Source organism: Paraburkholderia sp. RL17-373-BIF-A (assembly GCF_046030175.1).
Taxonomy (GTDB): domain Bacteria; phylum Pseudomonadota; class Gammaproteobacteria; order Burkholderiales; family Burkholderiaceae; genus Paraburkholderia.
Window position 1 is genome coordinate 1 of the sequence record NZ_JARESO010000033.1, and the last position, 26,377, is coordinate 26,377.

Here is a 26,377-nt window from a genome sequence, read left to right on the forward strand (position 1 = left end):
AGCCGCTGGCAAACAAATCGAAACACGCAGTGCACTGGTTGGGACCGGCGCATCTGCCTGAGCGAAATCAAAGATAGAACCTACGGTGAATATTTCAAGAGGAGGTGGTGAAATTCCGCTCTTGAAAATCGCCTGCCAAATAATATTATCGCGGTGCATTGCAACGACAAGAGGAGGACACCATGGAATTCGATTCGGACTGGCTCACGCTAGGCAGACATCGCGTCCGGCTGCGCTCGACCAGAGGCTTTCCGACGGAATTGATGCGTAGCGTGGTGGAGGTCGTGCGCCTCGCGATCGACAACAACATGAGCGCCCGCGCGCGGCTGGTCGAGATCGTCTTCCAGCACGAACAGACCTACGACATCGCGGTGGGCACGACGCTCGCCGAGGACCGCGTTTGTGCGCCGCAACTGGAAGCGGCGATCGCGGTGGTGCTCGGCCTGCTGCCGCAACAGGTAAATATCACGGTCACAACCGTGAGCCAGGACGAAGTTGACCTGCATTTCGGGGTGTATGAACGCATGCTCGCCGAGAAGCTCGGCGTGGTGCCACCGATCCAGTGATCGTCGGTGACCGCTTCTATCCGGAGTGAGTGCACAGTGATGGGCAACCCGAAGGCCCCCTGGTGCGCGTTCGCAGCGGCCCGGATCACCGTCCGGGGGGGGCGGCAGAACGAACAGGGAGCCTCATGATGAAAAACATGTCAGGCGCACGGCTCGCGGCAGCCGTGTTGATTGCGGGTTCATGTCCTGCCATGGCGGTACCCGCCGGGCCGTCCCTGAAAACGTTGCCTCTGCAGCAGGACATCTGGATCGGCGGCACGATACAGCAAGGCAACGGGCAATACGCGCCGGGGTGACTACACGACCCTGCTGCTGGACCGCCCGGCGGCCTCGCCCTGCGACGACAAGGTCGTGACCGACATCCTGCTCGGCAACGTCGGAGCAACGGACCCGAAACTCCTGCGAACTTATCTGGGACAGCATGTCGCCGTCAGGGGACGCGTCATCTGCCCGGATTCCGGAATCCGGTTTACACCGACGCCGGACTTCGTGTTTCCGGTCTACTGACTGACGGCAGGCACGGGACGGCCAGACCGCACATCAGGTAGGGGATGCGACCAGGTATTCCGCGGCCCGGTCACCCCGCGACGACCTGACGTAGTGTTGGGGGAGCTGCTGTCCGCGCAAGCGAGGCATAGAGGTCAATGTAGTGCTGCGCCATGGTCATCGAGGTAAAGCGGCGCAGGAAGGCCGCACGAATTTCCGTGCGGGAAAGCGCGTCGAGCCGTGTCACGGCGTCGACGGCTCCTGGCACATCATCGACAATGTAGCCCGTCACCCCGTGGGTAATCACCTCCGGCACCGAACCCCGGTTGAACGCGATGACGGGGGTGCCACAGGCCATTGCCTCGATCATCACCAGGCCAAACGGCTCGGACCAGTCGATCGGGAACAGGAGCGCCCGGGCGCCCGAGAGAAACCCGGCTTTCTGCGCGTCATTGATCTCGCCGATGAATTCGACATGCGGGCGCGCCAGTAGCGGCTGGATCACGGTTGCAAAGTAGGCTTCATCGGCCCTGTCCACCTTCGCGGCAATCTTCAGGGGCAGCCCGGCGCGCGCGGCGATCTCGATGGCTAGGTCGACACGCTTTTCAGCACATATCCGGCCGAGGAAAGCCAGATATGCAGGCTGCGTTGGCACTTGCGGCGTCAGCAGATTTTCCGGCAGGCCGTGATAGATCGTGTCGAGCCAGTTCGCGTCCGGCAACGGCATCCGCTGCGAATTGGAAATCGAAACGACGGGGGCCTGCGGGAACATGTCGAACACCGGTTGCAGTTCCGGCAGATCGAGCCGACCGTGCAGGGTGGTCACGAACGGCACGCCGAGGAGTGAAAACGTGGGAAACGGCAGATAACTCAGATGGAAGTGCAGGACGTCAAACGTATGGGCCACGCGCCGAACCTTCTCGAGCAACACCAGGTGCGGGGCGAACGGGTCGCCAATTCCCGGGTCGAGCCGCAGCGAGTGCGGCCATGCCGGCTCGAGGCGCGCGCGGGTCTGCGAATCCCCGCTTGCGAACAGCGTCACATCGTGTCCGAGGCCGACGAGCGCCTCGGTGAGATAGGACACGACGCGCTCCGTACCGCCATAGAGCTTTGGCGGAACCGCTTCGTGTAACGGTGCGATCTGCGCGATACGCATCAGGCTTCTCCATTCAGGTGGTTCGCGCAGACCATCTGCTAAAGGAGGAAGCGCGACGCAACGCTGCTTCAGACGGGCTTTCTGGTCGTGTCCTTGACGGCTTCCTTGACGTCGCCTGCCTTCTCCCGTGTCTCGCCAGCCGCCTGCTGGACATCGCCCTTGACTTCCTGCTTCCGGTCGCCCGTTGCGCGGCCCACGGTCTCATTCACCTTGCCTTTGACCTTCTCCGCCACACCCTTTACCTGATCCTTGTTCATGGCCGGCCTGCGATGCAAAACTGACTCGTCGATGGATTTTGCCGCCCGTTTCCAGAGAGGCTCGGGATGCGGCAGACGTTGCCTCGTCAGTTCACGTGCCTCGGCCCCATTCGCAGCGCACCGCACGTCATGTCCTTCCCCACTCAGTATGAGACGCCACCCCGCGAGGAGGTCAGGCTCACGATCGACGAGCAGGATTTAGTACATCCCGGACCACCTTCGGTTTATGCTTTGTGTCAGCTCGTACGACCGACGAGCAAAACGTGTTCCCGGCGGGAGGCCTTGACGGGAGGCGTGACGCCTTGCCTCCGTTTCGGACGAACAGGAATTTTCCACCATTACGTCTGCGCCATCGAACGCTTTCGGTGCTGGTCTCGACCATCTGCCTGGCGTGGAGCGAAAGCCACGCTGCGTCATCATGTGCTCCGAAGTCGCCGGCCGGCGGTGCCACGTCGCATTGGCGCCGACCAGCTTTCCATATACCGGCTTACACGGCAATTCCCGGCATAACTTCATGCCGCTATCGCTGTAAGAACCACGGTTCGCAATTCAACTTTGGCAGGCAACGCCGGCGACGTCGGGGGCCTTTGTGAGGTAGCGATATCGATCGGGCTCGTACAATAACGGCGCTGGGCGCGATGTGGGCAGGTGAGGCGCGATGAAGCTTGCGGACGATGACATGTCCCTGCGAATCCAGTCCATGAACCTGAAATAGGGTCCTTTGCAAGGCCCAGGCCGACGGTGGCTATCTTCATGATGGCCGCTCTGTGCCATGGAAGTCACGACCTTTCACTTTGGAAAAAACCGAACCCGAAGGTCGGGAGTCTCCGTCACATCAGAGCCGTCATTGTCGCCCGCCGGAACGACACCGTCCGCTCGCAGGAAATACCGGGCGGCTGTTCCGGTCTACACAGGATAAAGTCCACACAGACGTGCGAAGCCCGGAATCCCGGACATCACTTTGTCGAGGCCCCAGTCACATTTGCAAGCGCATCATGGATGCATCTTGCTGCCACGATTCTGTCGTCACCCGTCGGATGGCAAAGAACTTTCTCGAAATTTCGAGAAATCGACGTGCAGGGTCCCGGCGCGGAAAATAAAGCGGGACCTGTCACCCTCGTGCGCCAGCGCCGTCAGTTGCAGGAGCGTGCGCGCCGGATCACGGTTTCAACCAGCTCACTCATTTCCACGGAGCCCATGAACCATTCGTCGCCTTGCGCTGAGTCGACCTTTTCGCTCTCGCGGTACAACGCAATAACAAACGACAGCCGGGAACGTTCGCGCGAGGTGCGTAACGATTCGATCTCAGGGACCGCCTCGCGATTCCTCGACATGTTCGCCGTCACCACAACCCGCGGGCGCGTAGACTTCGCCGCTCTGAGCGCTTCTGCCGAATCGACCGTGCACATCACTGTGATGCCGCGCGACGTCAGCATGGACGCGAGCCGCGAGAGCGTCTTCGGCTCGCTGTCCACCAGCAGTACGTCGACCTGCGTTTCTGCCGGGCGGAGCGAGCGGGACACACTGGCGCGCTGGCGCGACGCATTCCACTTTCGTCGCAACAGGCGTTTCGTCGGCGTCGCAATGCAGGCAAGGAGATGGGCGCTGACTATCTGCCTCCAGATACGGTCCAGTTTGAAACTAGCCATCCGGGCTTGCCGCTCGAGCATTCTTTTTCGACCCGGTAGGTGGAGCAGAGAACAGTGTCTGAACCACCGAAGGTCCCTGTGAGTATTTCCGGACCAGTGGCGACCGACCAGCTGATATGCCCCAACGTCGATCTGATGTCCGTTGTCGGCCAGAAGGTTAAGCGCGGCGGAAATAAATGCTTCGTCGCCGTTGTGACTGAGCCTGTGCATTGCGAGGGTATAACGTTCAAAGCACTCGCGCGCACGAGGCATCAGCACCTGAATGAAGTTTGCTGAAACAAGAAGGCACTCGCCCCCAAACCACCGCGGGTTGTTCAGGCGCTTTCCCGCTACGATTTCGAGATCGCCAACGACGCGCGCCGCTCCATACGCGAAGAATCCTGGTCGGAGATGTCGAAGGCCCCCACACCGCTGCGGTAACAGCGCCGCAATACGTCCTGATCAAGCTGTCGCAACGCGACCATATCTGTGTCGAGAAGCAGAACCAGCGTCTCCGCGCCCACGGATTTGCCGATCTGTTCCACAAGATCGAGCTTGAAGTGGGCCGCATAGAAGCGGGTCGTTCTGGGCAGCGTCAATGATGGTGCCAGGTCGCGCCATTCCGGGCGCACCGACGCATCGACGCTGGCGAGGTAGCGCTGCATCTCGCGGCGTGCGTTCGTGAAAATAGTAAGCGTGGGCATCCCTGCAGCGAGCAGGCTCCGGTTTAACGTTATCGCCTGTTCGACGCAGCAGAAGGGGTCAACCCGGGTACAGTTAGGGCTTCCCTTGCCTTGCGTATCGATATACACGAGTGCACATGACATCACGTTAATCCGCAGCAGGTCGTTCGCATTCGCACAGAGAGCCGGGCTGCCGCCGATGCATGTGTCGAGCATTGCTCGCCAGTCGTAGCGTTCTGCTGGAGCCAAGCATTTCCCCCGCAGTCGACGCAAGTTGAGCGAAGCATTCCGCTACGCTTTCTCAAGCAACGTGGTGGGTGGGATGAAGTTTGTGACATCGACCTCGTCCGGCAAACGCAAAAAGCTAGTATTTGCCGGACTATTAAACACCATCGGTCCGACCGCATTCCGGTTCAGGAAGCTTTTGCACGCGCTTCGTCCGTCAGCGCGCAGCTGCCCGACAGCCGGCTCCGAAACGATCTGCGCAGAGCTCGCACAGGTAAGAAGGGGCGTCGTTCCGGGACCGCGTGGTGGCCCGCCTTGTCTCGATCGATCCACTCATCAACCGGAGCTGGACGCAAGGCGAATTCTTCCACGATCCGCCCGCGGGCGTAAGCGGCCTTGACCGGTGGTTCGGCGACTTCAGTTGATCGCGGTTCCGGCCCCGGATTGATGTCGCTGATGATAGCGAAGCGCTGCGCATCACGGCCGAACTGCCCGGAATGGACCGTGAGGATCTGCAGACCCCAATCGAGGACGGCGCGCTGGCGCTGCGCGGTGCGACGAAGCAGCACGTGCGCAGTGAGGAAGACGGCGGCGACCGGCTGGGACGTGCCTGTGGGGCATTCATGCGCACGATTCCGCTCGCCCGGCGTCGACGTTGAGCGGATCGATGCGAAATCCGACAGGGGCGTGCTGACGCTGCGCCTGCCGAAACGGGCGCGGCGGTGACAGCCGTCAGGAAGATCGAAATCAGGTAACGCAGGCAGCATGCACGCGGTGCGGCCATCCGGACCGCCGCTGCTGTCTGTCCGGCTGGACGCACGCTACTGCCGCGCTTCACCGCGCCTCAAAGTCGCAGATCCTGCGCCAGTATTCATCAGCCCGCCCTTCGGGCCGGCCTTCCTGATCCCACAGTGCGTAGGCGCGCTCCCGCAGGTGCTGGTCAAGTGCGCGATGCCAGTACTCAGCTGCTCGCCCCTCGGGACACCCGTCCTGTTGCCAGAGAAAGTACGCGCGTTCGCGCACGGTCTGCTCGAGGTCCGCTTTCGTTTCCGAACGGCCGGGCCGGTCGTCCCCGTACGGCGCCATCTGCCCGCCGCGGCTGACGTGCATTCTGGCAGTCAGGTTGCCAAGCTCGGCGTCAGGAACCAGGTGACTGTGCGCGGCCGCCTCCAGCGCCTTTGCTTCGTACGCAGCGTCATTGGCCACGCCAGCCGGTTCCCCGAGCGTAATGGGATACGTGTGCAGGACCGTGCCGCTGCTGTCCCGCACGTCGACCAGTCGTTCCGTCATCACTTGTCCTCCATTCTGTTGGTCGCGCGCTCGCTGTCATCGTTCGCATGAATGGCGATGAGGATCCCGAAGTTCAGCAGTCGGCAGCTGTGCCTCATCCGTACACAGGCTGCTGTTGCGCGATGAGTCCCGTTCACCCCCCCCGCATTGCTCCTGGCAGGCTGCGGGCCCGGATCATCGTTGCGCAGATGTCGGTCGATCAGTTTGCCGGCTGGTGCCGCTGACATCGCGCGTGTTGATCCAGTCAATCGCCCAGTTGAGCGCAACCTGGATCGCCTCGTCCTCGGGAGACTCGTCTTATCCACGCGTGCGCGAAGAATTCTCCAAGCGAGAAATCTGGCATCGGGTCGATGCTCCAGCCGCCATGCTCGTACTCCATAATCACCTCCGATCCTCGGGCTTATCGGGATTCGAACAGGGAAAGCAGGAGTTCGTCCGGTCGACATCGCCTAACCTTCAACTTTGCTTTGCCGACTTCGGGGGTCGCCGGGGAAAAACCGTTCCCCGCGTTGCCATATTGTTATAGACCTTCCAGCGAAGCGCGCCAGTGCTCTCGAATATCGAAATGGCCGCCGTTCGCCACGCGCTGCAATCGCCATGACCGGTAGCTATCCTTACCGACAGCCCCCTTGCGTTCGCCTGGACATTTTATTAATTTTTTTTGGCGGACAGGCCAGGGGCTTGGACCGGTCAGCTCAACGCTCTAGTAGACTGAGCTTGTCCTTTGCGTCCTTGAACTGATCCGCTTCCGCAAGCGGTGCCTTGGTCTTCGTAATGGGTGGCCAGTTGCGTGCGAGTTCTGCGTTCAGTCTGATGAAATTCTGCTGATCGCCGGGGACGTCTTCGTCCGCGTAGATCGCGTTCACAGGGCACTCTGCCACGCAGACGGCGCAGTCGATGCATTCGTCGGGGTCAATGGCCAGAAAGTTCGGCCCTTCCCGAAAGCAGTCCACCGGGCACACGTCCACGCAATCGGTATAGCGACATTTGATGCAGCTTTCGGTAACAACGTGAGTCATTTCCGCACTTCCTTGAATTCGGCGTCGACCACGTCGTCATCCGGCTGGCTCGCGCCACGGGTCGACGCCCCTCCGCCCGCGGCACCCGCCGCTGGGTCGTCAGCGCCTTGTGCAGCCTGCATCCCGGCGATCCTCGAGTCTCCTGATCGCCACGTCGATTTTCTCCTTTTCGCCCGCATCCAGCTTCCCGCCGTATTCGGTGAGCGCCTTCCGTGTGCTGTGAACGAGCGCATCGCCGTGGTTGCGGGCATCAACCAGTTCGCGCAGCCGGCGGTCTTCGTCGGCGTGGGCTTCGGCTTCCTTCACCATCCTGTCAATTTCGGCTTCGGACAGCCCCGAGTTCGCCCTGATCGTGATGCGGTTTTCCTTGCCGGTCGACTTGTCCTTCGCGCCGACGTGCAGGATGCCGTTCGCGTCGATGTCAAAGCTCACCTCGATCTGCGGCGTGCCGCGCGGCGCGGGCGGAATGCCTTCGAGGTTGAACTCGCCCAGCAGCTTGTTGCCGCTGGCTATCTCGCGTTCGCCCTGGAACACCTTGATGGTCACGGCGCCCTGGTTGTCGTCGGCAGTGGAGAATATTTCCGAGAACCGGGTCGGAATCGTGGTGTTTTTCCCGATCATCTTTGTCATGACGCCACCCAGGGTTCCGATGCCGAGCGACAGCGGCGTCACGTCGAGCAGCAGCACATCCTTGCGGTCGCCCGACAGAACCTGACCTTGAATCGCAGCGCCAACAGCGACGGCTTCATCCGGGTTCACGTCGCGGCGAGGCTCCTTGCCGAAGACTTCCCTGACCTTGTCCTGTACCTTCGGCATGCGCGTCTGGCCGCCGACCAGAATCACGTCGTCTATCATCTCAACCGCTACGCCCGAGTCCTTGACGGCGATGCGGCACGGTTCGATCGTGCGTTCGATCAGGTCTTCCACCAGCGCTTCGAGCTTCGCCCGGGTGAGCTTCAAATTCAGGTGCTTCGGACCCGCCGCGTCTGCCGTGATGTACGGCAGGTTGATTTCGGTCTGCTGGCTCGACGACAGTTCGATCTTCGCCTTTTCGGCCGATTCCTTCAGGCGTTGCAGAGCGAGCACGTCTTTCGACAGGTCAACGCCCTGTTCCTTCCGGAACTCACCGATGATGTGGTCGATAATGCGCTGGTCGAAGTCTTCACCACCGAGGAAGGTGTCGCCGTTCGTGGACAGCACCTCGAACTGCGTCTCGCCATGCACGTCGGCAATCTCGATAATGGAAATGTCGAACGTGCCACCGCCGAGGTCGAACACGGCGATCTTGCGGTCCCGGCTTTCTTTCCTGTCCAGTCCGAACGCGAGCGCGGCGGCGGTCGGTTCGTTGATGATCCGCTTCACTTCGAGGCCGGCGATGCGACCGGCGTCCTTGGTGGCCTGGCGCTGGCTGTCGTTGAAGTACGCGGGAACCGTAATCACCGCGTCGGTGACCGGCTCGCCGAGATAGTCTTCAGCGGTTTTCTTCATCTTTCGTAGCACTTCGGCAGAGATTTGCGGCGGCGCCAGCTTCTCGCCGCGCACTTCGACCCATGCGTCGCCGTTATCGGCCTTCATGATCCTGTACGCATCAGGCCAATGTCCTTCTGCACTTCCTTTTCCTCAAAGCGGCGCCCGATCAGGCGCTTGACCGCGAACAGTGTGTTCGACGGATTGGTCACGGCCTCGCGCTTGGCGGGCGCGCCGACCAATGTCTCGCCGTTGTCCGTATAGGCGACAATCGACGGGGTGGTGCGCGCGCCCTCGGCGTTCTCGATCACCCTGACCTAATTGCCTTCCATGATCGCCACGCACGAGTCGGTCGTGCCAAGGTCGATGCCAATGATCTTGTCCATGATATTCAATCGCCTCGCTCGATCGAGTTCGGGAGAAGTCCCATGAAATCGGCATACGTTTCGCCGGCGACGCTTGCCAACGCTGACGGTGGCCCTGTGCAGCGCGCGCGTCGCCTGCGCATGCCCCAAGTGCCCCGCGTGCTGGGGAGCGCGCAAAGACCGTTCCCGCGACGCACCGGTTCGTGTCCTTTCCGGTTTCCACTGACCGCCCGGTCTTGCCGGCGCTTAGTTCACCGGTTCGTGGGAGTGCACGGACGGGTGAGCCACTTTCTCAGTGGTTCCGTTGTCGTTATGTACACCTATTTTTTCAGCGTAGGTTGCAGTGCTGCCGCCGACACATATCGGGAATGACCCGTATGCAAGCTTCGCTGGCGCGGCTCAAAGCGCTTTTCTGCGCATCCGGTGGAGCGCAGGCAGTCTTCGAATCCTGTCCGGCGGTCGACCCGAACAGCCGCTGAAGGGCACCAGCCCGCCGTCGCTTCATCCATTGAGCTTGAGGGGCGCGGTTCGTTTTGAGGGTTTGCCGCATGTGTTAGGCGAAAGGCCCCACAGTCATCGGCAAGCGCATTGACGAGGCACTGGCGGAAATCGAAGCAGGTCGACCAATTCGCCCAGTTTGCCGTCCGGCAACTGCAAGCGGGCGTGGCGCTGACTCGACACGCGCGGTGGCTACGCGCTATCTTCCTGGCTGCAACCGCATTAGCCGCCACCGATTCCCTGCAGCACCTTGCCTGTCCCGTCGCAGAGCGCTCGAACCCCCTGATGGAGATATCAATGAGAGAGAGCCGAGTCGTCTCCCAGCCAGCTACGGCTTTGGGTGACGCCGTCGACTCCTCTGGGCCGCGAGAATGCTGCGGATCGTCGTCACGGAATGTTCCGCGATTGAACTTGAGGCAGTCCTGCGCCGCGGCGAAAACTCCGGCGCTCTGACGCTCAGAGGTTTGCAGAAAGTGGCGAGATAAGGCTTACCCGGTCCCTATCGGCCGACCGCGCCGGCAATTGCCGCATCGCCCACGTGCCTGCGAAGCCACTCGTCGTTTGCCTCTCCGGTCCCGTCCTGGAATCCATGATGGAACCTCACCGGAGGTAGCGAAAACCCTGGCTCGAATCTCCTTGTCGACCGCCATGCGACTGGTATGATGACATCATGACGGCACAAGTGATGAGTAGACTGTAGCGATCAAATACGACCGTCGACTGGTTTCAGGCAGTGCACAGGCGTTTAACCAGAATGGAGACAAGACGATGAAAGCATCGAAGCGGTGGCTTGCGCTCGCGTTGGCTACCTTGGCGGTCGTCGGCGCGAGCAGCAGCGTGCAGGCGGCGAATCTGATCGCCATCATTACTCCCTCACACGACAACCCGTTTTTCAAGGCCGAAGCCGACACCGCGAACGCGCGCGCGAAGACGCTCGGCTACGACACCATCGTCCTCGTCCACGACGACGACGCGAACAAGCAATCCAATCTCGTCGATACCGCCATTGCGCGCGGCGCGAAGGCGATCATCCTCGACAACGCTGGCTCCGAGGCATCGATTGCCGCCGTCAAGAAGGCCAAGGCGGCAGGCATTCCGTCATTCCTGATCGACCGCGAAATCAACGCGACGGGCATCGCCGTGTCGCAGATCGTGTCGAACAACTATCAGGGCGCGCAGCTCGGCGGGCGTGCGTTCGTCAAGGCGCTCGGCGAGAAGGGCAACTATGTCGAGCTGGTGGGGCGCGAGGCGGACATCAATGCCGGCATCCGCTCGAAGGGCTATCACGACGTGATCGACCAGTTTTCGAACATGAAATTGGTCGAGCGGCAGTCGGCCAACTGGAGCCAGACGGAAGCCTATCGCGTGATGGAAACGGTCCTGCAGAGCCACCCGGACATCAAGGGCGTGATTGCGGGCAACGACACCATGGCGATGGGCGCATCGGCTGCGCTGAAGGCGGCGAAGCGCTCCGACGTGATCGTCGTTGGCTTTGACGGCAGCAACGACGTGCGTGACGCGATCATGCGCAACGACATTCGCGCGACCGTGCTGCAACCCGCCGCGCAGGCTGCGACGGAAGCAGTCGATCAGGCCGACAAGTACATGAAGACGGGGGCGACCGGCAAGCCGGAGAAACAGCTGATCAACTGCTCGCTCATCACGAAGACGAACGCCGGCAAGCTCGACATGTTCGCGCTGCGCTGATTCAACGTTCGACTCGACGGGGATGCCACGCGCATCCCCGCGCTTTGTCACCGATTCGTATCATCACCGGTCACATCAGTTTTCTCATCCGACGTACCGTGAGGTCATCCATGAGAGGTTGCATGTACGCGGCGATCGTCGTCATTGCCGCGAGCGGGGCGTTGCAAGGCTGCAAGCTGGTCAAGCACGATGCACAGACGTCGAAGCATTCTCGCGATGCGTACGCGTCGGCAGGCTACGATCCGAACGCGATGGTCGCGTCGATGTGGAGCACGAAAATCGTGCCCGACGTCGAAAAGCGCGCGACCGACTACGCGACATTGCGCGACGCGATCAAGGCGGACCCTGACACGGCGGGCAGGAAATACGGCTATCGCGGCAAGGACGACGGCGCGCCGTGGAATTTCCCGACGAAGCTGCACGGCACGATCGTCGAGGTCGACACGCAATCGAGCCAGGGCACCGTGGGTGTCGATATCGATGGCGACGGCAAGGCCGACGTGATCGTCGACATTGGCCCGACCGTGCTCGGCACGACGCTACGCGACACGCTCGATTTCATCTCGTTCACGAGCTTTCGCAATCAGATCGAATACGCGCAGTTCGGCACCGCGCTGAACAGCTACGCGGCCACGCATGTGATGAAGCCCTTTCCACGCGATGCGCTCAAGGGCAAGCCGATCACCGTGACGGGCACGTTCTCGTATGACTCATCCGCCGATCAGCCCGAGATCGTGCCGCTTGCGCTCGCGCTGGGAGGCAAGTCATGAGCGAGGCAAGCGCAGTGGACGACGTGATTCTTCATGTCGAAGGCGTGACGAAGGTCTATCCCGGCACGGTGGCGCTGAAAGAGGTGAACTTCGCGGTGCGGCGCGCGGCTGTGAACGTGCTGGTCGGCGAGAACGGCGCGGGCAAGTCGACCTTGATGAAGATCATCGCCGGCGCGGAGCAGCCGAGCACGGGGCGCCTGCTGCTGGACGGCAAGCCGGTCGAGCTGACGAGCAGCGCGGACGCCTTGCGGCGCGGCATCGGCATCGTGTTTCAGGAGCTGAATCTGTTCCCGGATCTGACGATTGCCGAGAACGTGTTTATCGCGCACGAGATCACGCGCGCGGGCATCGACATCGATGCCGACGCGCAGCGGCGCAAGGTGCGTGAACTGCTCAAGCGGCTCGAACTGGACGTGAGCCCCGATACGCTCGTCGAAGATCTGCGTATCGGCCAGCAGCAGCTCGTCGAGATTGCGAAGGCGCTCGCGCACGACGCGCGCGTGCTGATTCTCGACGAGCCGACTTCGGCATTGAGCGCGGCTGAAGTGGACGTGTTGTTTCAGGTGATCGCGGATCTGAAGGCGCATGGTGTCGCCATTGTCTATATCTCGCACCGGCTCGAAGAGCTGATCCGTATCGGCGATTACATCACTGTGTTGCGCGACGGCCGCATCACCGGCAACCAGCCGATGGCGCAAGTGGACGTGCCGTGGATCGTGCGTCAGATGGTTGGCCGCGACACGAAAGATTTCTCGCGCCCGATCGGCCACGCGCGCGGCGCGCAAGTGCTGACGGTGCGCGACGTATCGTTGCCGCGCAAAGGCAGCGGCTTGCTGGTCGATCACGTGTCGCTGTCGCTGCATGCGGGCGAGATCGTCGGCATTTACGGGTTGATGGGCGCCGGGCGTTCGGAGCTGTTCGAATGCATTCTCGGCTGTCATCCGCATGCGACGGGCGAGATCGTGCTGGACGGCAAGCCGCTTGCGGGCAAGCCGATCGCGCGCCGCGTCGCGCAAGGTCTTGCGTTGATTCCCGAGGACCGCAAGGCCGATGCGCTGCTGCCGATTCTCTCGATCGGCGAGAACATGACGCTCTCCAGCCTCGCGGAATTTGCCCGTGTTTTCCATATCAGCACGCAGCGCGAGCAGCGCTCGATCACGCAATACATCCGCGACCTCGCGATCAAGGTCGCCGACTGGCGGCTGCCCGTCAGTTCGCTGTCGGGCGGCAATCAGCAGAAGGTGATCATCGCGCGTGCCTTGATGACCACGCCGAAAGTGCTGCTGATGGACGAACCGAGCCGCGGCATCGACGTCGGCGCAAAGGCTGACATCTTCAAGGTGATGCGCGATCTCGCCGTGAAGGGACTCGGCATTCTGTTCGTGACGTCGGATCTCGAAGAAGTGATGGCGCTGTCCGACCGCATTCTGGTGATGTCGAACGGGCGCGTGACAGCCGAATTCGACGCATCCGAGGCGACGCAGGAGGCACTGGTCGCGGCGTCCGCGATCGGACACCGCACGGCAACAACCGAACAACGCGCAGCGGCATGACGCGGCGTGTCTTAAAGCAAATCCAGCAACACCCTGGAGATTATTCATGACGATGGCTATCAAGGGCGAGGCACCGGGCGCGAGCATCGGCGAAGCACCGCTTCTGCTGCTGCTCAAGCTGCGCACGTTCATCGCGCTGTTTGCCGTTGCGATCTTTTTCTCGTTCGCGGCGCACAACTTTCTGAGCATCGAAAACCTGCTGATCATGTCGCGGCACGTCGCGCTGAATGCGTTTCTCGCGATCGGCATGACGTTCGTGATCGTCGCGGGTGGCATCGATCTGTCCGTTGGCTCGATCGTCGGGTTGTCCGGCATGGTCGTGGGCGGGCTGATCCTGCACGGCATTCCGCTCGGCGACGAGTACACGCTGTATCTGAGCGTGCCGGAAACGATCGTGGCCGCGCTGCTGACGGGCGTCGCCGTCGGCGCGGTCAACGGGCTGCTGATCACGCGTCTGAACGTCGCGCCGTTCATCGCGACGCTCGGCACCTTGTATATCGCGCGCGGCGCGGCGTTGCTGTCGTCGGGCGGCGAGACGTTTCCGAACCTCACGGGTAATCCCGATTACGGCACGACGGGTTTCCCCTTGCTCGGCAGCGCGACGATACTCGGCATTCCGTTGACGATCTGGCTGCTGGTCGTGGTCGGTGCGATTGCCGCGTATATCGCGGGCCGCACGCCGCTTGGGCGGCAGATCTACGCAATCGGCAGCAACGAACGCGCGGCGCAACTGTCCGGTGTGCGCGTGAACCGCGTGAAGATGTTCGTCTACATGTTCTCGGGGCTGTGCGCGGCGATCGTCGGGTTGATCATCTCGTCGGAACTGGTCGCGTCGCATCCGATGAGCGGCGAAACCTTCGAGTTGAACGCGATCGCGGCGGCCGTGCTCGGTGGCACGTCGATGTCGGGCGGGCGCGGCAAGATCGGCGGCACCATCATCGGCGCGTTCGTGATCGGCATTCTGTCCGATGGGCTCGTGATGATGGGCGTCAGCGCGTTCTGGCAGACAGTCATCAAGGGCGTCGTGATCGTGGCCGCCGTCGTGGTCGATCAGATCCAGCGCCGCGTGCAGCAACGCTTCGCGTTGCAGAAGCAGGCCGCGACGGGAGCATGAGCGATGAGTGAATCGACGCTTCGTGGGCGCAAACGATTCGATGGCGCCTTGATCGGTTGCGGGTTCTTCGCCCGCAATCATCTGCATGCGTGGCGCGATGTCTCTGGCGCAAACATGGTCGCGCTGTGCGATGCAGACGAAGCGCGCCTGACTGCCGCTGGTCGCGAGTTCGGCATCGAACGCCTTTACACCGATGCCGCTGCAATGCTGCGCGGAGAGCGGCTGGATTTCGTCGATATCGCGACGACGGTCGCCAGTCATCGCGCGCTGGTCGAACTGGCCGCCGCCTCGGGCGTCGCGACGATTTGCCAGAAGCCCTTCGCCCGCACGCTCGACGACGCTTATGCGATGGTCGCCGCATGCGACGAAGCGAACGTGCCGCTGATGGTACATGAGAACTTCCGCTGGCAAAGCGCGATTCAGGCTGTCGGCGCGGCGTTGCAAGCGGGCGCGATCGGCAGGCCGTTCTGGGGTCGCGTGTCGTTTCGTTCGGCATTCGACGTGTTCAGCGGCCAGCCCTATCTGGCAGAAGGCGAGCGCTTTATCGTCGAAGACCTGGGCATTCATGTGCTCGATATCGCGCGCTTTCTGTTCGGCGACGCGACGCGCGTGACGGCCAGCATGTCGCGCGTCAATCCCGCGATCAAGGGCGAAGACGTCGCGACGATCATGCTGTGTCATGAAAGCGGTGTGAACAGCATCGTCGATTGCAGCTACGCGACGCGGTTACCGCACGAACTGTTTCCGCAGACGCTGATCGAGGTCGACGGCTCGGCCGGCACGTTACGGCTCATGGCGAATTACCAGTTGCAGATCCACACCGCTGCGGGCACCGAATTGCGCGACGCGACGCCGCCCGCGCTGTCGTGGTCCAGCGCGCCCTGGGAAGCGATTCAGGGCAGCGTGCTGAACATCCAGTCGCACTGGATCGATTGCCTGCGCAGCGGGCGCGAGCCGGCGACGAGCGGTCGCGACAATCTGCGCACGCTCGTGCTCGTCGAAGCGACGTATCTGTCCGCGCGCGAAGGGCGCAGCGTGGATCTGCGCGAGCTGGAGCGAGCCTCGTCGCGCGTGGATGGCGCGCTTCGGCAGGTTGCGCGATGAGCGGCGATCTCGCGCAAATCTACTACGGCACGAGTCAGCCTGTCGATCAGGCGCGGCGTCTGCAAGCGGGGCCGTGGTCCGCGTTGCTGATCGACGGCGCGCTGCACGACATCCGCTATCGCGATGTCGAAGTGATCCGCGCGGTTGCGTTCCTGGTGCGCGACAAGGATTGGGGAACCTGTCGCCCCACGCTGAGCGGCATCGAGATCGAACAGGCTGAGAACGGATTTCGTGTGGCGTACCGCGCGCACTGCACGAATCCCGATGGACATGCGTTGAGCTACGCGTTGTCGATCGATTGCATGGGATGCGACGCGCTGGTGTTCAGCGCAACCGTCACTGCGCATGATGCTTTCCTCACGGCACGTTGCGGCTTCTGCGTGCTGCATCCGCTAGAGGGCGTGGCGGGTGCCCCGGCACGCGTCGAGCACGGTGACGGCACGCGCGAAAGCGCGGCGTTTCCTGCGCTGATCGATCAGTGGCAGCCGTTCAAGGACATTCGCTCGATCGAACATGACATGCCGTGCGGCCTCACCGTGTACTGTTCGTTCACGGGCGCTGTGTTCGAAATGGAAGACCAGCGCAACTGGTCGGATGCGTCGTTCAAGACCTATTCGCGGCCACTGGAATTGCCGTGGCCTTTCACGCTCGACGCAGGCGCGACGATGACGCAGACAGTGACGCTCGATGTCGAAGAGCAGGCATTGGCTCGGCCTCATCTGCCCGTATCGACGCAAGCGGAAGTTCAAACGCTCACACTCGATCTGAACGAACGCGCGGACGAACGGATACCCGCGCTCGGCATTGCAATCGCTGCCGACGAAGTCGACGCCGCGCTCGATCACCGGGCGTTGCTGGCGGAACTCTCGCCGCATCAACTGACGCTGAGCTTCGATCCGGAGGCAGGCCACGGCTTGCACGAGCTTGAGCGCTTCGCGACGTTGCAGCGGGAAAGCGGTATTCGCTGCGTGCTCGAATACGCGCTGCCCGGCGTCGATGCGCCGCGCGCGGAACTCGATGCGCTTGCCTCGCTGGTCGCGTTGTCCGGCATCGAGTTGACGGGGATCGTCGTCAGTCCGTCGGTGCATCGGCAGTCGAATCCGCCCGGCAGCGTCAGCCCGCCATGTCCCGCGCTCGACGAGGTGTATCGGGAAGCCCGCCGCGCGTTTCCGGGCTTGCGCATCGGCGGGGGCATGCTCAGCTATTTCACCGAACTCAATCGCAAGCGTCCGCCGCTCGAACTTGTCGACTGGACGACGCACGCGACCTGTCCGATCGTCCACGCCGCTGACGATCGCAGCGTGATGCAGACGCTGGAAGCCATACCGCACATCACGCGCTCATGTCGCGCGCTGATCGGCGCGCAGGCGTACGCGATCGGCCCGGTGTCGATCGGGATGCGTCAGAACCCGTACGGGTCACGCGTGATGCCGAATCCGCACGGCGAGCGCATCGCGATGGCCGCCTGCGATCCACGCCAGCGCGCGCTGTTCGGCGGCGCGTGGCTGGCCGGTTACGCAGCCGCGCTCGCGGGCGCGCGCGTCGACACGTTGACGCTTGGCGCGTTGACGGGCGCACGCGGACTCGCTGACGTAAGCAATGGCGTGCGCCGCTATCCGATGTTCGATGTGGCGAAGGCGCTGGCCGGCATGGCGGGCGCGACGCGGCTCACATGCGTGGGCGTGAATCCGCGCGAGATCACATGCGTGACGGCGCGCGACGCGCAGGGGCAAGCGCATCTCATCGTCGCCAATCTGACCGGCTCCGCACGCGCCGCGCGGCTCGATCTGCGCGGCATGACATCGGGCGGGTTGCGCGCGGTGATGATCGACGAAGCGTCGCTGCGGAGCAAAGTCAACATGTCGCGCGCGGCGTCGTTCAGGCTGCGTCCGTTTGCCTGTCTGATCGCGACGACGGTGACGAACGACACCGCCGCCGCGCGCCCATAACGAAGGCGCGCCGACGCGCCGATGAACTGCTGAAAGGTGTTGGTAGTAAACCCAGTGCCGCTTTTTTAATCTTGCTGGTCTACTCATCACACCAAAATATCACATGAGTGATCTGTGCAATAGCGCAGAGCCGCGAGACCCATCGGAGGAGACGCAATGCAAACTGCCCCGCACGCCGAACAGGCAAGCCCGAGCCAACTTGAGCGCTCGACCATCCGCAAGGTTTCGCTGCGCCTCGTGCCGTTCGTCGCGCTGATGTTTTTCATCAACTTCCTCGATCGCACGGCGATCTCGTTCGCTGGACCGAACGGCATGACGAAGGATCTGGGGCTGGACGCCGCCCAGTTCGGTTTCGCGGCGGGCGTGTTTTTCATCGGCTACATCTTTCTCGAAGTGCCGAGCAACCTCGCGTTGCACAAGTTCGGCGCGCGCCGCTGGCTCGCGCGGATCATGGTGACGTGGGGCATCTTCGCGCTGCTCTTCACGTGGGTGAGCAGCGTGCCGGGGCTGTATGGGTTGCGCTTTCTGCTGGGCGTGGCGGAAGCGGGCTTCTTTCCCGGTGCGATCCTGTTCCTGAGCATGTGGGTGCCGCAGCGCCATCGCAGCCACATCCTCGCGCTGTTCTATCTGGCGCAGCCGCTGACCATCGTGATCGGCGCGCCGTTCGCCGCGCTGCTGATCGAAGCGCATGGGCTGTTCGGCCTGGCCGGTTGGCGCGTGATGTTCCTCGGCGTCGCGATTCCTGCGATCGTGGTCGGCATCGTCGCGTGGTTCTATCTGAGCGACCGGCCGTCGCAGGCGCGTTGGCTCACTGCCAGCGAGCAGGCGTGGCTCACCGCGGAACTCGAAGCCGAGCAGCGCCAGCGCGCAGCAGGTTCGTCGCAGCATCGCCACCACGCAGGCGCCGCATTGACGAGCGGCCGTGTCTGGCTGTTCTCGCTGATGTACTTCGGCCTGATCTACGGCCTCTATGCGCTCGCGTTTTTCCTGCCGACCATCATCGGCGGCTTCCAGGCGCAGTTCGGCTCGCAGTTCAACGTGTTCCAGAAAGGGCTGATCACAGCGATTCCATATCTGCCTGCCGCGATCGTGCTGTTCCTCTGGAGCCGCAATGCGACGAAACACGGCGTGCGCGCATGGCACATCGGCATTCCGGCGCTGGTCGGCGCACTCAGCATTCCGCTCGCCCTTTTCATGAAGTCGCCGTCGACGGCCATCGCCGTCATCACGATCACGGCCTGCGCGATCTTCTCGGCGCTGCCGAACTTCTGGGCATTGCCCGCGCGCTTCCTGTCGGGTGCGGCCGCCGCCGCAGGCATCGCGCTGATCAACACGGTCGGCAATCTGGCGGGCTTCGTCGCGCCGTATGCGACGGGCGCGCTGAAGGACGCGACGGGCTCATATCACGCGCCGATGTTCGTGGTCGGCGCCTTCATGCTGATGAGCGCCGTGCTGGCCTTCGCGTTCTGCGGCGAGCGCCGCCCGCGCTCGCAGGACGAACACGCAGCCGTCGCGCTGGACCCGCGCGCGGGCTGATCAACCGATATTCATGAACATGACGTACCCCTGCAAGGAGAGAGGACGATGAAAGAGAAAATCGCACTGTTCGGCGCTGGCGGAAAGATGGGCTTCCGTCTTTCGAGCAACCTGCTGAAGTCAGACTATCGTGTCGCGCACATCGAAGTGAGCGAAGCGGGCCGCAAGCGCCTGAAGGATGAACTGAACGTGGCTTGCGTATCCGTCGATGCCGCGCTCGACGGCGTGCAGGTCGTGATCCTCGCCGTGCCCGATACGCTGATCGGCAAGATCAGCCACGAGATCGCACCGAAGCTGCCCGCGGGCACGATGGTGATGACGCTCGATGCCGCCGCGCCGTTCGCCGGCCATCTGCCTGACAGGCCCGACCTGACGTACTTCGTTGCGCATCCGTGTCATCCCATCATCTTCAACAACGATGACGATCCGAAAGCGCGTCGCGATTTTTTCGGCGGCGCGTATGCGAAGCAGTCGATCACGAGCGCGCTGATGCAAGGCCCCGAGTCCGCGTTCGATCTGGGTGAAGACGTCGCGAAAACGATCTATCAGCCGATCCTGCGTTCGTACCGTCTGACCGTCGACCAGATGGCGCTGCTGGAACCGGGCCTGTCCGAGACGATCTGCGCGACGCTGCTCTACGTGATGCGCGAAGCGATGGACGAAACCGTGAAACGCGGCGTGCCCGAACAGGCCGCGCGCGATTTCCTGCTCGGTCACATGAACATTCTGAGCGCGGTGATTTTCAACGAAATCCCAGGCGCGTTCTCCGATGCGTGCAACAAGGCAATCGAGTTCGGCAAGCCGCGCCTGATGCGCGACGACTGGAAGGGCGTGTTCGATCATGCCGAGATTGCGGACAGCATCCGCCGCATCACGTGATCCGCGTTGAGCGCTGTTTTCTTTTGACTTCCAACAGGACTGCATCGTGAGCGAACGCATTCACGCTACTTACTGGCTCGAAACGGGCGACGATCCGCGCCGGGCCGCCGATGTCATCGCCGGCGAACAGTCGAGCGGCACCTTCGTCGCGCTGCCCGGCGAGACGCCCGAACTCAAGGCGCGTTCCGGCGCGCGCGTCGAGCGCCTGGACGTGCTCGAAACCGTCGATACACCGAGCCTGCCGGGCAGCATGAAATCGGCGCTATACACGCGCTGCATGCTCGAACTGTCGTGGCCGATCGAGAACTTCGGTCCGTCGCTGCCGAATCTGATGTCGACCATCGCGGGAAATCTGTTCGAGCTGCGCCAGGTATCGGGTCTGAAGCTCACTGGCCTGAAACTGCCGCCTTCGTTCGCGGCGGCGTATCCTGGCCCGGCGTTCGGTATCGACGGCACGCGCAAGCTGAGTGGCGTCACGCATGGTCCGCTGATCGGCACGATCATCAAGCCGAGCGTTGGGCTGTCGCCGGAGGAGACCGCGCAGCAGGTGCGCGAGCTGGTGGAAGGTGGCATCGACTTCATCAAGGATGACGAACTGCAAGCCGACGGCTCGCATTGCCCGTTCGACAAACGCGTGAAGGCGGTGATGCGCGTGGTCAACGAACACGCCGAGTGCACCGGCAAGAAGGCGATGGTCGCCTTCAACGTGACAGGCGATCTCGACCAGATGCGCCGGCGGCATGACCTCGTGCTGGCGCAAGGCGGAACCTGCGTGATGGCGGTGCTCAATTCGATTGGACTGGTCGGCCTGCACGAATTGCGCAAGCACGCGCAGGTGCCCATTCATGCGCATCGCGCAGGCTGGGGTTATCTGTCGCGCAGCCCAGAGCTTGGCTGGGATTACGCGCCATGGCAGATGATCTGGCGGCTGGCGGGCGCGGATCATCTGCACGTGAACGGCTTGCGCAACAAATTCAGCGAGTCCGATGAAAGCGTCATCGCGGCGGCGCGCGCCGTGCTCGCGCCCGTCATGCCCGGCGCGCCGATGACGGCGATGCCCGTCTTCAGTTCGGGACAGACGGGCTTGCAGGCCGCCGATACGTACGCCGCGCTCGGCCGCGCCGATCTGATCCACACGGCGGGCGGCGGCATCTTCGGCCATCCGCAAGGCGTCGCGGCGGGCGTCGAAGCGCTGCGGGAAGCATGGGTTGCGGCCATCGAGGGCGTGCCGCTCGAGAAGCACGCTAAGCGCCATCCGGCGCTGCGCGCGGCGCTGGGTTTCTGGAAGTGAGCACGCGTATGCCCGATTCCGCGCAAACGGCATTTCCGGCGGGGCCGCTGCTCGCCTATTACGGCGACGACTTCACCGGCTCGACGGATGCGATGGAGGCGATGACGGCAGCGGGCGTGCCGACGATGCTGTGTCTCCACACACCAACGCCTGATCTGCTCGCGCGCTTTCCCGAAATCCGTTGCATCGGGTTAGCGGGTTCGTCGCGTGGGCGCGACCCTGCCTGGATGCGCGGCGAGTTGCCGGCCGCGTTTGCGAGTCTCGCGGCGTTCGGCGCGCCGATCCTGCAATACAAGGTGTGCTCGACGTTCGACTCGTCGCCGGAAGTCGGCTCGATTGGCGCGGCCATCGACATCGGCGTGAACGTGATGCGCGCGCGCTGGTCGCCGATGGTGATCGGCGCGCCGCGCCTGAAGCGTTATCAGATGTTCGGCAATCTGTTTGCCGCCGTGAACGGCACGGGGTACCGGCTCGACCGCCATCCGACGATGTCGCGTCATCCCGTGACGCCAATGGACGAAGCGGATCTGCGCGTGCATCTCGCGCGGCAGACGTCGCGCCGAATCGAACTGGTCGACATGCTGCAATTGCGCGACGGCTCAGGCATGGCGCGCGTCGATGCGCTCAGTGCGGCCGACAGACCCGTCGTGTTGATCGACGTGCTCGATGAAGAAACGCTCATCGAAGCGGGGCGCCTCGTGTGGGAACGGCGTGGCGAGGGCGTGTTCAGCGCGTCGTCGTCCGGGCTGCAATACGCGCTGGCTGCGTACTGGCGCTCGCGCGGCTGGTTGCCCGCTACGCCTTCGCTGCCCGTCGCCCGACCCGTCGAGGCGATCGCCGCCGTGAGCGGCAGCTGCTCGCCCGTCACGGCGTCCCAAATCGCATGGGCGCGGGCGCATGGGTTTCATGTCGAACGGCTCCATCTGCGCCACGCGCTCGATTCGCAGGCGGGCGGCGCGGAGATCGAGCGCGCGGTCGGCGTCGCCGCCGATGCGCTTCGCCGCGGCGTGAGCAGCATCGTACACAGCGCGGAAGGCCCCGACGATCCCGACGTGATCGGCTTCGACGCGATCGCGCGCGAGGCGGGCCTGACGCGTCAGCAGGCGGCACGCAACGTCGGCGGCGCGCTGGCGGAAGCGATGCGACGCTTGCTGGAGCGCGTGCCGCTGTCGCGCGTGGTCGTCGCGGGCGGCGACAGTTCAGGCGAAGTCGCGAGCACGATGGGCATCGATGCGCTCAGTGTTGCCGCGGGTCTCGCGCCAGGCGCACCGTTGTGCCGCGCGTGGTCGAAGTCGGCGCAGCGCGACGGGCTGGAGATCGTGCTGAAGGGCGGGCAGATCGGCGGCGCATCGTTCTTCGGACTGGTGAAAGAGGGCCGCGACGTGGCGTCAACGCCGTGCGGCTAACCGAAACAGCGAGCGGTCCCTCGCAAGAATCGATCGGGGTATGGTATTGTCATTACACCAGAAGCTTGTCGTTGAAATGTAATGGGCGAGATCATCCCGCGTCGGAAGCTGTACCAGGAAGTGGTGGACCGTCTGATGGAGCGTATTCGCTCGGGCGAAATCGCGCCCGGCGCGCAACTGCCGTCAGAGCGGGAACTGATGGAAATTTACGGCGTAGGGCGTCCTGCCGTGCGTGAAGCGCTGCAGACGCTCGAACGCTCCGGCATCGTCGAGATCGTACACGGCGAACGCGCGCGCGTCGTCGTGCCGACGGCCGACCGGTTGATCGGCCAGATCGCAAGCGGCGCGATGCACTTGCTGCGCACCGATCCGCAGATGCTCGAGCATGTGAAGCACGCGCGCCTGTTTCTCGAAACGGGCACGGCGCGTTTGGCCGCCGAGCGCGCCACCGAAGAGGACGTGGCGCGACTGCAATTGAGCGTCGCGCAACATCGGGCTTCGATGGTCAATCTCGAAGAGTTCATCGAGCGCGACATGGCGTTTCACCGCGACATCGCGAGGATCAGCGGCAATCCGATTTTTCCGTCGATCGTCGAGTCGCTGTTTCGCTGGGCGGGCGAGTACTATCGTCCGCTCGTGCGCGCGCCAGGCGCTGAAGAACTGACCTTGGCAGAACATCAACGGATCGTCGACGCCATCGCGAAACATGACGGTGATGCCGCCGCCGATGCAATGAATGCGCACCTGACGCGAGCCAATAACTTATACCAAACTTTGACCAAGCGTTCCTGAATCGCGCGGTGCCAAAGTCCCGGGCTTCTTCATACCTTCAGTACGATCTTGCCGAAGTGTCTGTTGGAGGCCATGTACTCGTATGCGGCTTCAGCGTCGCCGAGTGGGTAAGTACTGTCGATAATCGGCTGCAGGGCGCCGTTCTCAAAAAATACGGGCACAGGTCACGCGCGAAGCTGCGCACGACGCCAATACGCTCTTCGAGCGTGCGCGTGCGGTTGGTGACACCGATCATTTCGATCTGCTTGCGCGAGAATTCGTCGACGTTGAACGTGACATCGATTCCCGCTACTCGACCCGAGCAGACGATGCGCCCATGAACGGCCGCAGCGCCGATGCTTTTTTTGCAGAGTGTTGCCGCCCGCGTAATCGACCGTCAGGTCGGCACTGTCACGTTAAATTGTTCGCGACGCAATAACGGAGCGGACACGCGCTTGCTCAGAAAACGGGCGGATTTTGGGTAGCCTCAGTCAAACAATGCCAGGCGGCGAAGCGTGCGGCAAGTTGTTTGCGATAGAGTGAGGCGCGTACCAGGTGTCGCTTGAGTGCGAAGTGCTGCCGGATCGGACCGAAGCTCGATAAGAATGCCTGCGTGCGTTCAGGATCCCGGAAGCCACGCATGCGTCGCTCACGCTCGCGCGTCGGTTGATGGCTGTTTTCAGCCCGGTTATTGATCCGCGCGCTGGCTTTGACGAAGACGTGCCTGACGTGAGCCAGCACGGGAATCTCGGCTTCCGCCGCCGGATAGCTTCTCAACTGGTCGGTCACAATCTTGCGTGGTGTCTCATAGCACGAGGCAAGCACGCGCTTGAAAAACCGCTTCGCTGCCGCCTTGTCACGGCGCTTCTGTAGCAGGATATCGAGTTCAGCACCGTGCTGGTCGACGGCGCGCCACAACAGGCAAGGCTCGCCGCGCAAGGTCACGAATAGTTCGTCAAGATGCCATGTGGTACCGGGCTTGCGACGTGCAGCCTTGACACGATGCGCGAACCTCGCTCCGAACTTGTCGGCCCAGCGTCGGACCGTTTCGTAACTGACGACAATCCCGCGCTCGAACAGCAGTTCTTCGATGTCACGCAGACTGAGCTGAAACCTGAAGTACCAGCGCACCGCGCAACTGATGACCGCCGCAGGAAAGCGGTGTCCGTGATAAAGCGATTTTGCATTATTCATCACGCGATCTTACTTGACCGACCCAGCATTGTGACAGTGCCCTGGCCAGTGCGGTAGGCGCGGTAATCACGACATGTCTCTATTTCTGGGGTGTCTAATGCCGTACGCAGGCCGTTTCCGAGGTGGTCCATGTGCGACTATTCCGGGTGCGTTGCCCGCGATCACGTTCGTGACTTTGCGGGAAATTGCCCTGTCTGATTCCAATGCTACTGATCTGTTTGACGTGACACACCTATATAAAGGTGGGCATCCTTGAAAGCGGCTGGTCCCTGACTATTGGAAAGTTCGTGAGGTTGCGATGGCTTGCGGGTTACGGCCATACTTCGGTGTTTTCCCGCAAGAGCCCATTAGGTTGTCTTGTCGCGCTCGCAATGGCGGCATCTCGCCACGCGGTGACGGCGAAACCTATCTTTCGATAGGTGTTCGCGTGTGGCTGCACTGCGAGTGTTGCGCGAAGTTCGACATTGCGAGTGCGACATCAAGGAGTTGTTGCTTGAGCTTGGTGACTTGGTCACATACGAAAAGATCCGTTGCAGGTGCAAGTTCGGCGCTGGTTTTGCCCATTGCGCAAAAGCGGCGCGGCGCAAGCTGGCGGTACATGGCACCTGGACGAAATGTTTGTGATGCTCGCGCGGCGCGCCGTATCTGTTGTGGCGGGCAGTCGACGAGCACGATGTCGAACTGGACGTTCCGGTGCAAAAGCGGGGCGCCAAGGCTGCGGCAACAAGCATCTTCCTGCAGGCCCTCCGATCACACCGGTGCCGCGCAAGATCGTTACCGCGCCTCTGCACAGTTATCCGGCGGCGAAGTCTGAGATTCGCGGGAGCGCCGACGGAAAGCCCGTTTTCGTCAAAGCAACTGCGCGCCTAAACAAGCGAGCGGAGAACAGCCACCAGCCGATCCACGGGCGCGAACGCCAGACGTGCGGCTTTCGCGATGCGCGTCGGTGCAATCTTGCATGAGTTGCCACTGTTACAAGGAATCAGTAAACGAGGGGACACGTATCTCAGGACTCTGCTAGTGCACGGCGCGCGCCGCATTTCTCGTAAACCTGGCGCAAACGGGAGCGCTCATGTAGACATATTATAGTGATCGACGTTTAATTCGCAATCCTGTGTTTACCAGGCCGAAGAGGCTTCAATTTGTGCAGGAGGCTGCAGCACAAATTCTGGATTCGCCCATGGCTTCAGGTTGCGCGGTGACAACTTGCGCAGGGCGGGGAGGGCTGGCTTGCGCTGATCAGTGTGGCGACACGCTCTTCAAGTTTCTGATAGTCGAAACGTCGAAGGGGAAAGATTGCCTGTCTCACGAGGCCACGATGAAGCGTCTCGAATTGACGATTGGTGACCTGCCAAGATGTTGGATGCCGTGGACATGGAGGCTGGCTGGTCGCTGGAGGAGCCTGAGCAGGCGTCAACTCCGTCACCATCGCCTGGTATGTGGATCCGAAATCAGTAGCTCAA

The 26,377-nt window shown here is 62.5% G+C and carries 22 protein-coding genes and 3 pseudogenes; 16 read left to right on the forward strand and 9 right to left on the reverse strand.

What is annotated here, in order from left to right; translation table 11 throughout:
- The first annotated feature begins 182 nt into the window (after positions 1-182).
- The 3 genes from P0D80_RS31640 (at position 183) to P0D80_RS31650 (ending at position 1,073) form a co-directional block, all read left to right on the forward strand.
- Positions 183-566 (forward strand): hypothetical protein, encoded by a 384-nt coding sequence (locus P0D80_RS31640; protein WP_408289792.1) that lies wholly within the window; start codon positions 183-185, stop codon positions 564-566.
- A gap of 128 nt (positions 567-694) precedes the next feature.
- Positions 695-862: a hypothetical protein gene (locus P0D80_RS31645; RefSeq protein ID WP_408289794.1), complete on the forward strand. Its 168-nt coding sequence runs from the start codon at positions 695-697 to the stop codon at positions 860-862.
- A gap of 55 nt (positions 863-917) precedes the next feature.
- Positions 918-1,073, forward strand: a complete 156-nt coding sequence (locus P0D80_RS31650; RefSeq protein WP_408289796.1) for a hypothetical protein — start codon at positions 918-920, stop codon at positions 1,071-1,073.
- Between the two features lie 70 nt (positions 1,074-1,143).
- On the opposite strand, the gene P0D80_RS31655 is transcribed toward P0D80_RS31650, so the two are convergent.
- The 4 genes from P0D80_RS31655 to P0D80_RS31670 form a co-directional block, all read right to left on the reverse strand.
- On the reverse strand, positions 1,144-2,208 hold the full coding sequence (locus P0D80_RS31655; RefSeq protein WP_408289798.1) for a glycosyltransferase family 4 protein: 1,065 nt from the start codon (positions 2,206-2,208) through the stop codon (positions 1,144-1,146).
- Positions 2,209-2,276: 68 nt separating this feature from the next.
- Positions 2,277-2,465 carry a CsbD family protein gene (locus P0D80_RS31660; protein WP_408289800.1) on the reverse strand — a complete coding sequence of 63 codons (189 nt, stop codon included), beginning with the start codon at positions 2,463-2,465 and terminating at the stop codon, positions 2,277-2,279.
- Positions 2,466-3,598: 1,133 nt separating this feature from the next.
- Positions 3,599-4,135: a PleD family two-component system response regulator gene (locus P0D80_RS31665; protein ID WP_408289802.1), complete on the reverse strand. Its 537-nt coding sequence runs from the start codon at positions 4,133-4,135 to the stop codon at positions 3,599-3,601.
- Between the two features lie 308 nt (positions 4,136-4,443).
- Positions 4,444-5,025, reverse strand: a complete 582-nt coding sequence (locus tag P0D80_RS31670; RefSeq protein WP_408289804.1) for a hypothetical protein — start codon at positions 5,023-5,025, stop codon at positions 4,444-4,446.
- A 335-nt stretch (positions 5,026-5,360) separates the two neighbouring features.
- Here P0D80_RS31670 and P0D80_RS31675 point away from each other — a divergent pair.
- Positions 5,361-5,756 (forward strand): annotated as a pseudogene (locus P0D80_RS31675) (Hsp20/alpha crystallin family protein); the annotation flags it as partial.
- A 79-nt stretch (positions 5,757-5,835) separates the two neighbouring features.
- Here the strand turns inward: P0D80_RS31675 and P0D80_RS31680 are convergent.
- From P0D80_RS31680 to dnaK, 3 genes and pseudogenes are all read right to left on the reverse strand, one after another.
- Positions 5,836-6,291: a DUF2934 domain-containing protein gene (locus tag P0D80_RS31680; protein ID WP_408289806.1), complete on the reverse strand. Its 456-nt coding sequence runs from the start codon at positions 6,289-6,291 to the stop codon at positions 5,836-5,838.
- 695 nt (positions 6,292-6,986) lie between these two features.
- Positions 6,987-7,310 (reverse strand): ferredoxin FdxA, encoded by a 324-nt coding sequence (fdxA, locus tag P0D80_RS31685; RefSeq protein ID WP_408289808.1) that lies wholly within the window; start codon positions 7,308-7,310, stop codon positions 6,987-6,989.
- Positions 7,307-9,088, reverse strand: a pseudogene (gene dnaK, locus P0D80_RS31690) (molecular chaperone DnaK). Before dnaK ends, fdxA begins: the two are co-directional and overlap by 4 nt.
- A gap of 1,320 nt (positions 9,089-10,408) precedes the next feature.
- Between dnaK and P0D80_RS31695 the strand changes: the two are divergent.
- The 11 genes from P0D80_RS31695 to P0D80_RS31745 all read left to right on the forward strand — a co-directional run bounded on the left by P0D80_RS31695 (position 10,409) and on the right by P0D80_RS31745 (position 23,741).
- A complete protein-coding gene (locus P0D80_RS31695; protein WP_408289810.1) occupies positions 10,409-11,347 on the forward strand; it encodes a D-ribose ABC transporter substrate-binding protein in 939 nt (312 codons plus the stop codon).
- Positions 11,348-11,469: 122 nt separating this feature from the next.
- Positions 11,470-12,117 carry a DUF2291 family protein gene (locus P0D80_RS31700; protein ID WP_408289812.1) on the forward strand — a complete coding sequence of 216 codons (648 nt, stop codon included), beginning with the start codon at positions 11,470-11,472 and terminating at the stop codon, positions 12,115-12,117.
- Entirely contained in the window at positions 12,114-13,670 is a 1,557-nt protein-coding gene (locus P0D80_RS31705) for a sugar ABC transporter ATP-binding protein (protein WP_408289814.1), read from the forward strand. Before P0D80_RS31700 ends, P0D80_RS31705 begins: the two co-directional genes overlap by 4 nt.
- 46 nt (positions 13,671-13,716) lie before the next feature.
- Positions 13,717-14,784 (forward strand): ABC transporter permease, encoded by a 1,068-nt coding sequence (locus P0D80_RS31710; RefSeq protein WP_408289816.1) that lies wholly within the window; start codon positions 13,717-13,719, stop codon positions 14,782-14,784.
- Positions 14,785-14,787: 3 nt separating this feature from the next.
- Positions 14,788-15,888 (forward strand): Gfo/Idh/MocA family protein, encoded by a 1,101-nt coding sequence (locus tag P0D80_RS31715; protein WP_408289818.1) that lies wholly within the window; start codon positions 14,788-14,790, stop codon positions 15,886-15,888.
- Positions 15,885-17,837 (forward strand): D-apionate lactonase, encoded by a 1,953-nt coding sequence (apnL, locus tag P0D80_RS31720; protein WP_408289820.1) that lies wholly within the window; start codon positions 15,885-15,887, stop codon positions 17,835-17,837. The genes P0D80_RS31715 and apnL overlap by 4 nt, the downstream gene beginning before the upstream one ends.
- A gap of 156 nt (positions 17,838-17,993) precedes the next feature.
- The gene (locus tag P0D80_RS31725; RefSeq protein WP_408289822.1) at positions 17,994-19,373 is read left to right on the forward strand and encodes an MFS transporter; all 1,380 of its coding nucleotides are present in this window, start codon (positions 17,994-17,996) and stop codon (positions 19,371-19,373) included.
- A gap of 48 nt (positions 19,374-19,421) precedes the next feature.
- Positions 19,422-20,252 carry a phosphogluconate dehydrogenase C-terminal domain-containing protein gene (locus P0D80_RS31730; protein WP_408289824.1) on the forward strand — a complete coding sequence of 277 codons (831 nt, stop codon included), beginning with the start codon at positions 19,422-19,424 and terminating at the stop codon, positions 20,250-20,252.
- A 46-nt stretch (positions 20,253-20,298) separates the two neighbouring features.
- Positions 20,299-21,543, forward strand: a complete 1,245-nt coding sequence (locus tag P0D80_RS31735; RefSeq protein WP_408289826.1) for a ribulose-bisphosphate carboxylase large subunit family protein — start codon at positions 20,299-20,301, stop codon at positions 21,541-21,543.
- Positions 21,544-21,551: 8 nt separating this feature from the next.
- Positions 21,552-22,949, forward strand: a complete 1,398-nt coding sequence (gene oiaK, locus P0D80_RS31740) for a 3-oxo-isoapionate kinase OiaK (protein WP_408289829.1) — start codon at positions 21,552-21,554, stop codon at positions 22,947-22,949.
- 81 nt (positions 22,950-23,030) lie between these two features.
- Entirely contained in the window at positions 23,031-23,741 is a 711-nt protein-coding gene (locus P0D80_RS31745; RefSeq protein WP_408289831.1) for a transcriptional regulator NanR, read from the forward strand.
- Between the two features lie 29 nt (positions 23,742-23,770).
- Here the strand turns inward: P0D80_RS31745 and P0D80_RS31750 are convergent, their stop codons facing one another.
- Positions 23,771-23,902, reverse strand: coding sequence for a zinc-binding dehydrogenase (locus P0D80_RS31750; protein WP_408289833.1), 132 nt, complete (start codon positions 23,900-23,902; stop codon positions 23,771-23,773).
- A 277-nt stretch (positions 23,903-24,179) separates the two neighbouring features.
- Complete coding sequence (locus tag P0D80_RS31755) at positions 24,180-24,914, reverse strand: IS6 family transposase (RefSeq protein ID WP_408289835.1); 735 nt, start codon at positions 24,912-24,914, stop codon at positions 24,180-24,182.
- A 474-nt stretch (positions 24,915-25,388) separates the two neighbouring features.
- On the opposite strand from P0D80_RS31755, the pseudogene P0D80_RS31760 reads away from it, so the two are divergent.
- Positions 25,389-25,861, forward strand: a pseudogene (locus P0D80_RS31760) (DDE-type integrase/transposase/recombinase); the annotation flags it as partial.
- Positions 25,862-26,377 lie beyond the last annotated feature (516 nt).

What these genes read in the sequence shown, in the direction of transcription:
- P0D80_RS31640 (WP_408289792.1), top strand. Translation starts at nt 183, where the DNA reads ATGGAATTCGATTCGGACTGGCTCACGCTAGGCAGACATCGCGTCCGG.
- P0D80_RS31645 (WP_408289794.1), top strand. Translation starts at nt 695, where the DNA reads ATGAAAAACATGTCAGGCGCACGGCTCGCGGCAGCCGTGTTGATTGCG.
- P0D80_RS31655 (WP_408289798.1), bottom strand. Translation starts at nt 2,208, where the DNA reads ATGCGTATCGCGCAGATCGCACCGTTACACGAAGCGGTTCCGCCAAAG.
- P0D80_RS31660 (WP_408289800.1), bottom strand. Translation starts at nt 2,465, where the DNA reads ATGAACAAGGATCAGGTAAAGGGTGTGGCGGAGAAGGTCAAAGGCAAG.
- P0D80_RS31665 (WP_408289802.1), bottom strand. Translation starts at nt 4,135, where the DNA reads ATGCTCGAGCGGCAAGCCCGGATGGCTAGTTTCAAACTGGACCGTATC.
- P0D80_RS31680 (WP_408289806.1), bottom strand. Translation starts at nt 6,291, where the DNA reads ATGACGGAACGACTGGTCGACGTGCGGGACAGCAGCGGCACGGTCCTG.
- fdxA (WP_408289808.1), bottom strand. Translation starts at nt 7,310, where the DNA reads ATGACTCACGTTGTTACCGAAAGCTGCATCAAATGTCGCTATACCGAT.
- P0D80_RS31695 (WP_408289810.1), top strand. Translation starts at nt 10,409, where the DNA reads ATGAAAGCATCGAAGCGGTGGCTTGCGCTCGCGTTGGCTACCTTGGCG.
- P0D80_RS31700 (WP_408289812.1), top strand. Translation starts at nt 11,470, where the DNA reads ATGTACGCGGCGATCGTCGTCATTGCCGCGAGCGGGGCGTTGCAAGGC.
- P0D80_RS31705 (WP_408289814.1), top strand. Translation starts at nt 12,114, where the DNA reads ATGAGCGAGGCAAGCGCAGTGGACGACGTGATTCTTCATGTCGAAGGC.
- P0D80_RS31710 (WP_408289816.1), top strand. Translation starts at nt 13,717, where the DNA reads ATGACGATGGCTATCAAGGGCGAGGCACCGGGCGCGAGCATCGGCGAA.
- P0D80_RS31715 (WP_408289818.1), top strand. Translation starts at nt 14,788, where the DNA reads ATGAGTGAATCGACGCTTCGTGGGCGCAAACGATTCGATGGCGCCTTG.
- apnL (WP_408289820.1), top strand. Translation starts at nt 15,885, where the DNA reads ATGAGCGGCGATCTCGCGCAAATCTACTACGGCACGAGTCAGCCTGTC.
- P0D80_RS31725 (WP_408289822.1), top strand. Translation starts at nt 17,994, where the DNA reads ATGCAAACTGCCCCGCACGCCGAACAGGCAAGCCCGAGCCAACTTGAG.
- P0D80_RS31730 (WP_408289824.1), top strand. Translation starts at nt 19,422, where the DNA reads ATGAAAGAGAAAATCGCACTGTTCGGCGCTGGCGGAAAGATGGGCTTC.
- oiaK (WP_408289829.1), top strand. Translation starts at nt 21,552, where the DNA reads ATGCCCGATTCCGCGCAAACGGCATTTCCGGCGGGGCCGCTGCTCGCC.
- P0D80_RS31745 (WP_408289831.1), top strand. Translation starts at nt 23,031, where the DNA reads ATGGGCGAGATCATCCCGCGTCGGAAGCTGTACCAGGAAGTGGTGGAC.
- P0D80_RS31755 (WP_408289835.1), bottom strand. Translation starts at nt 24,914, where the DNA reads ATGAATAATGCAAAATCGCTTTATCACGGACACCGCTTTCCTGCGGCG.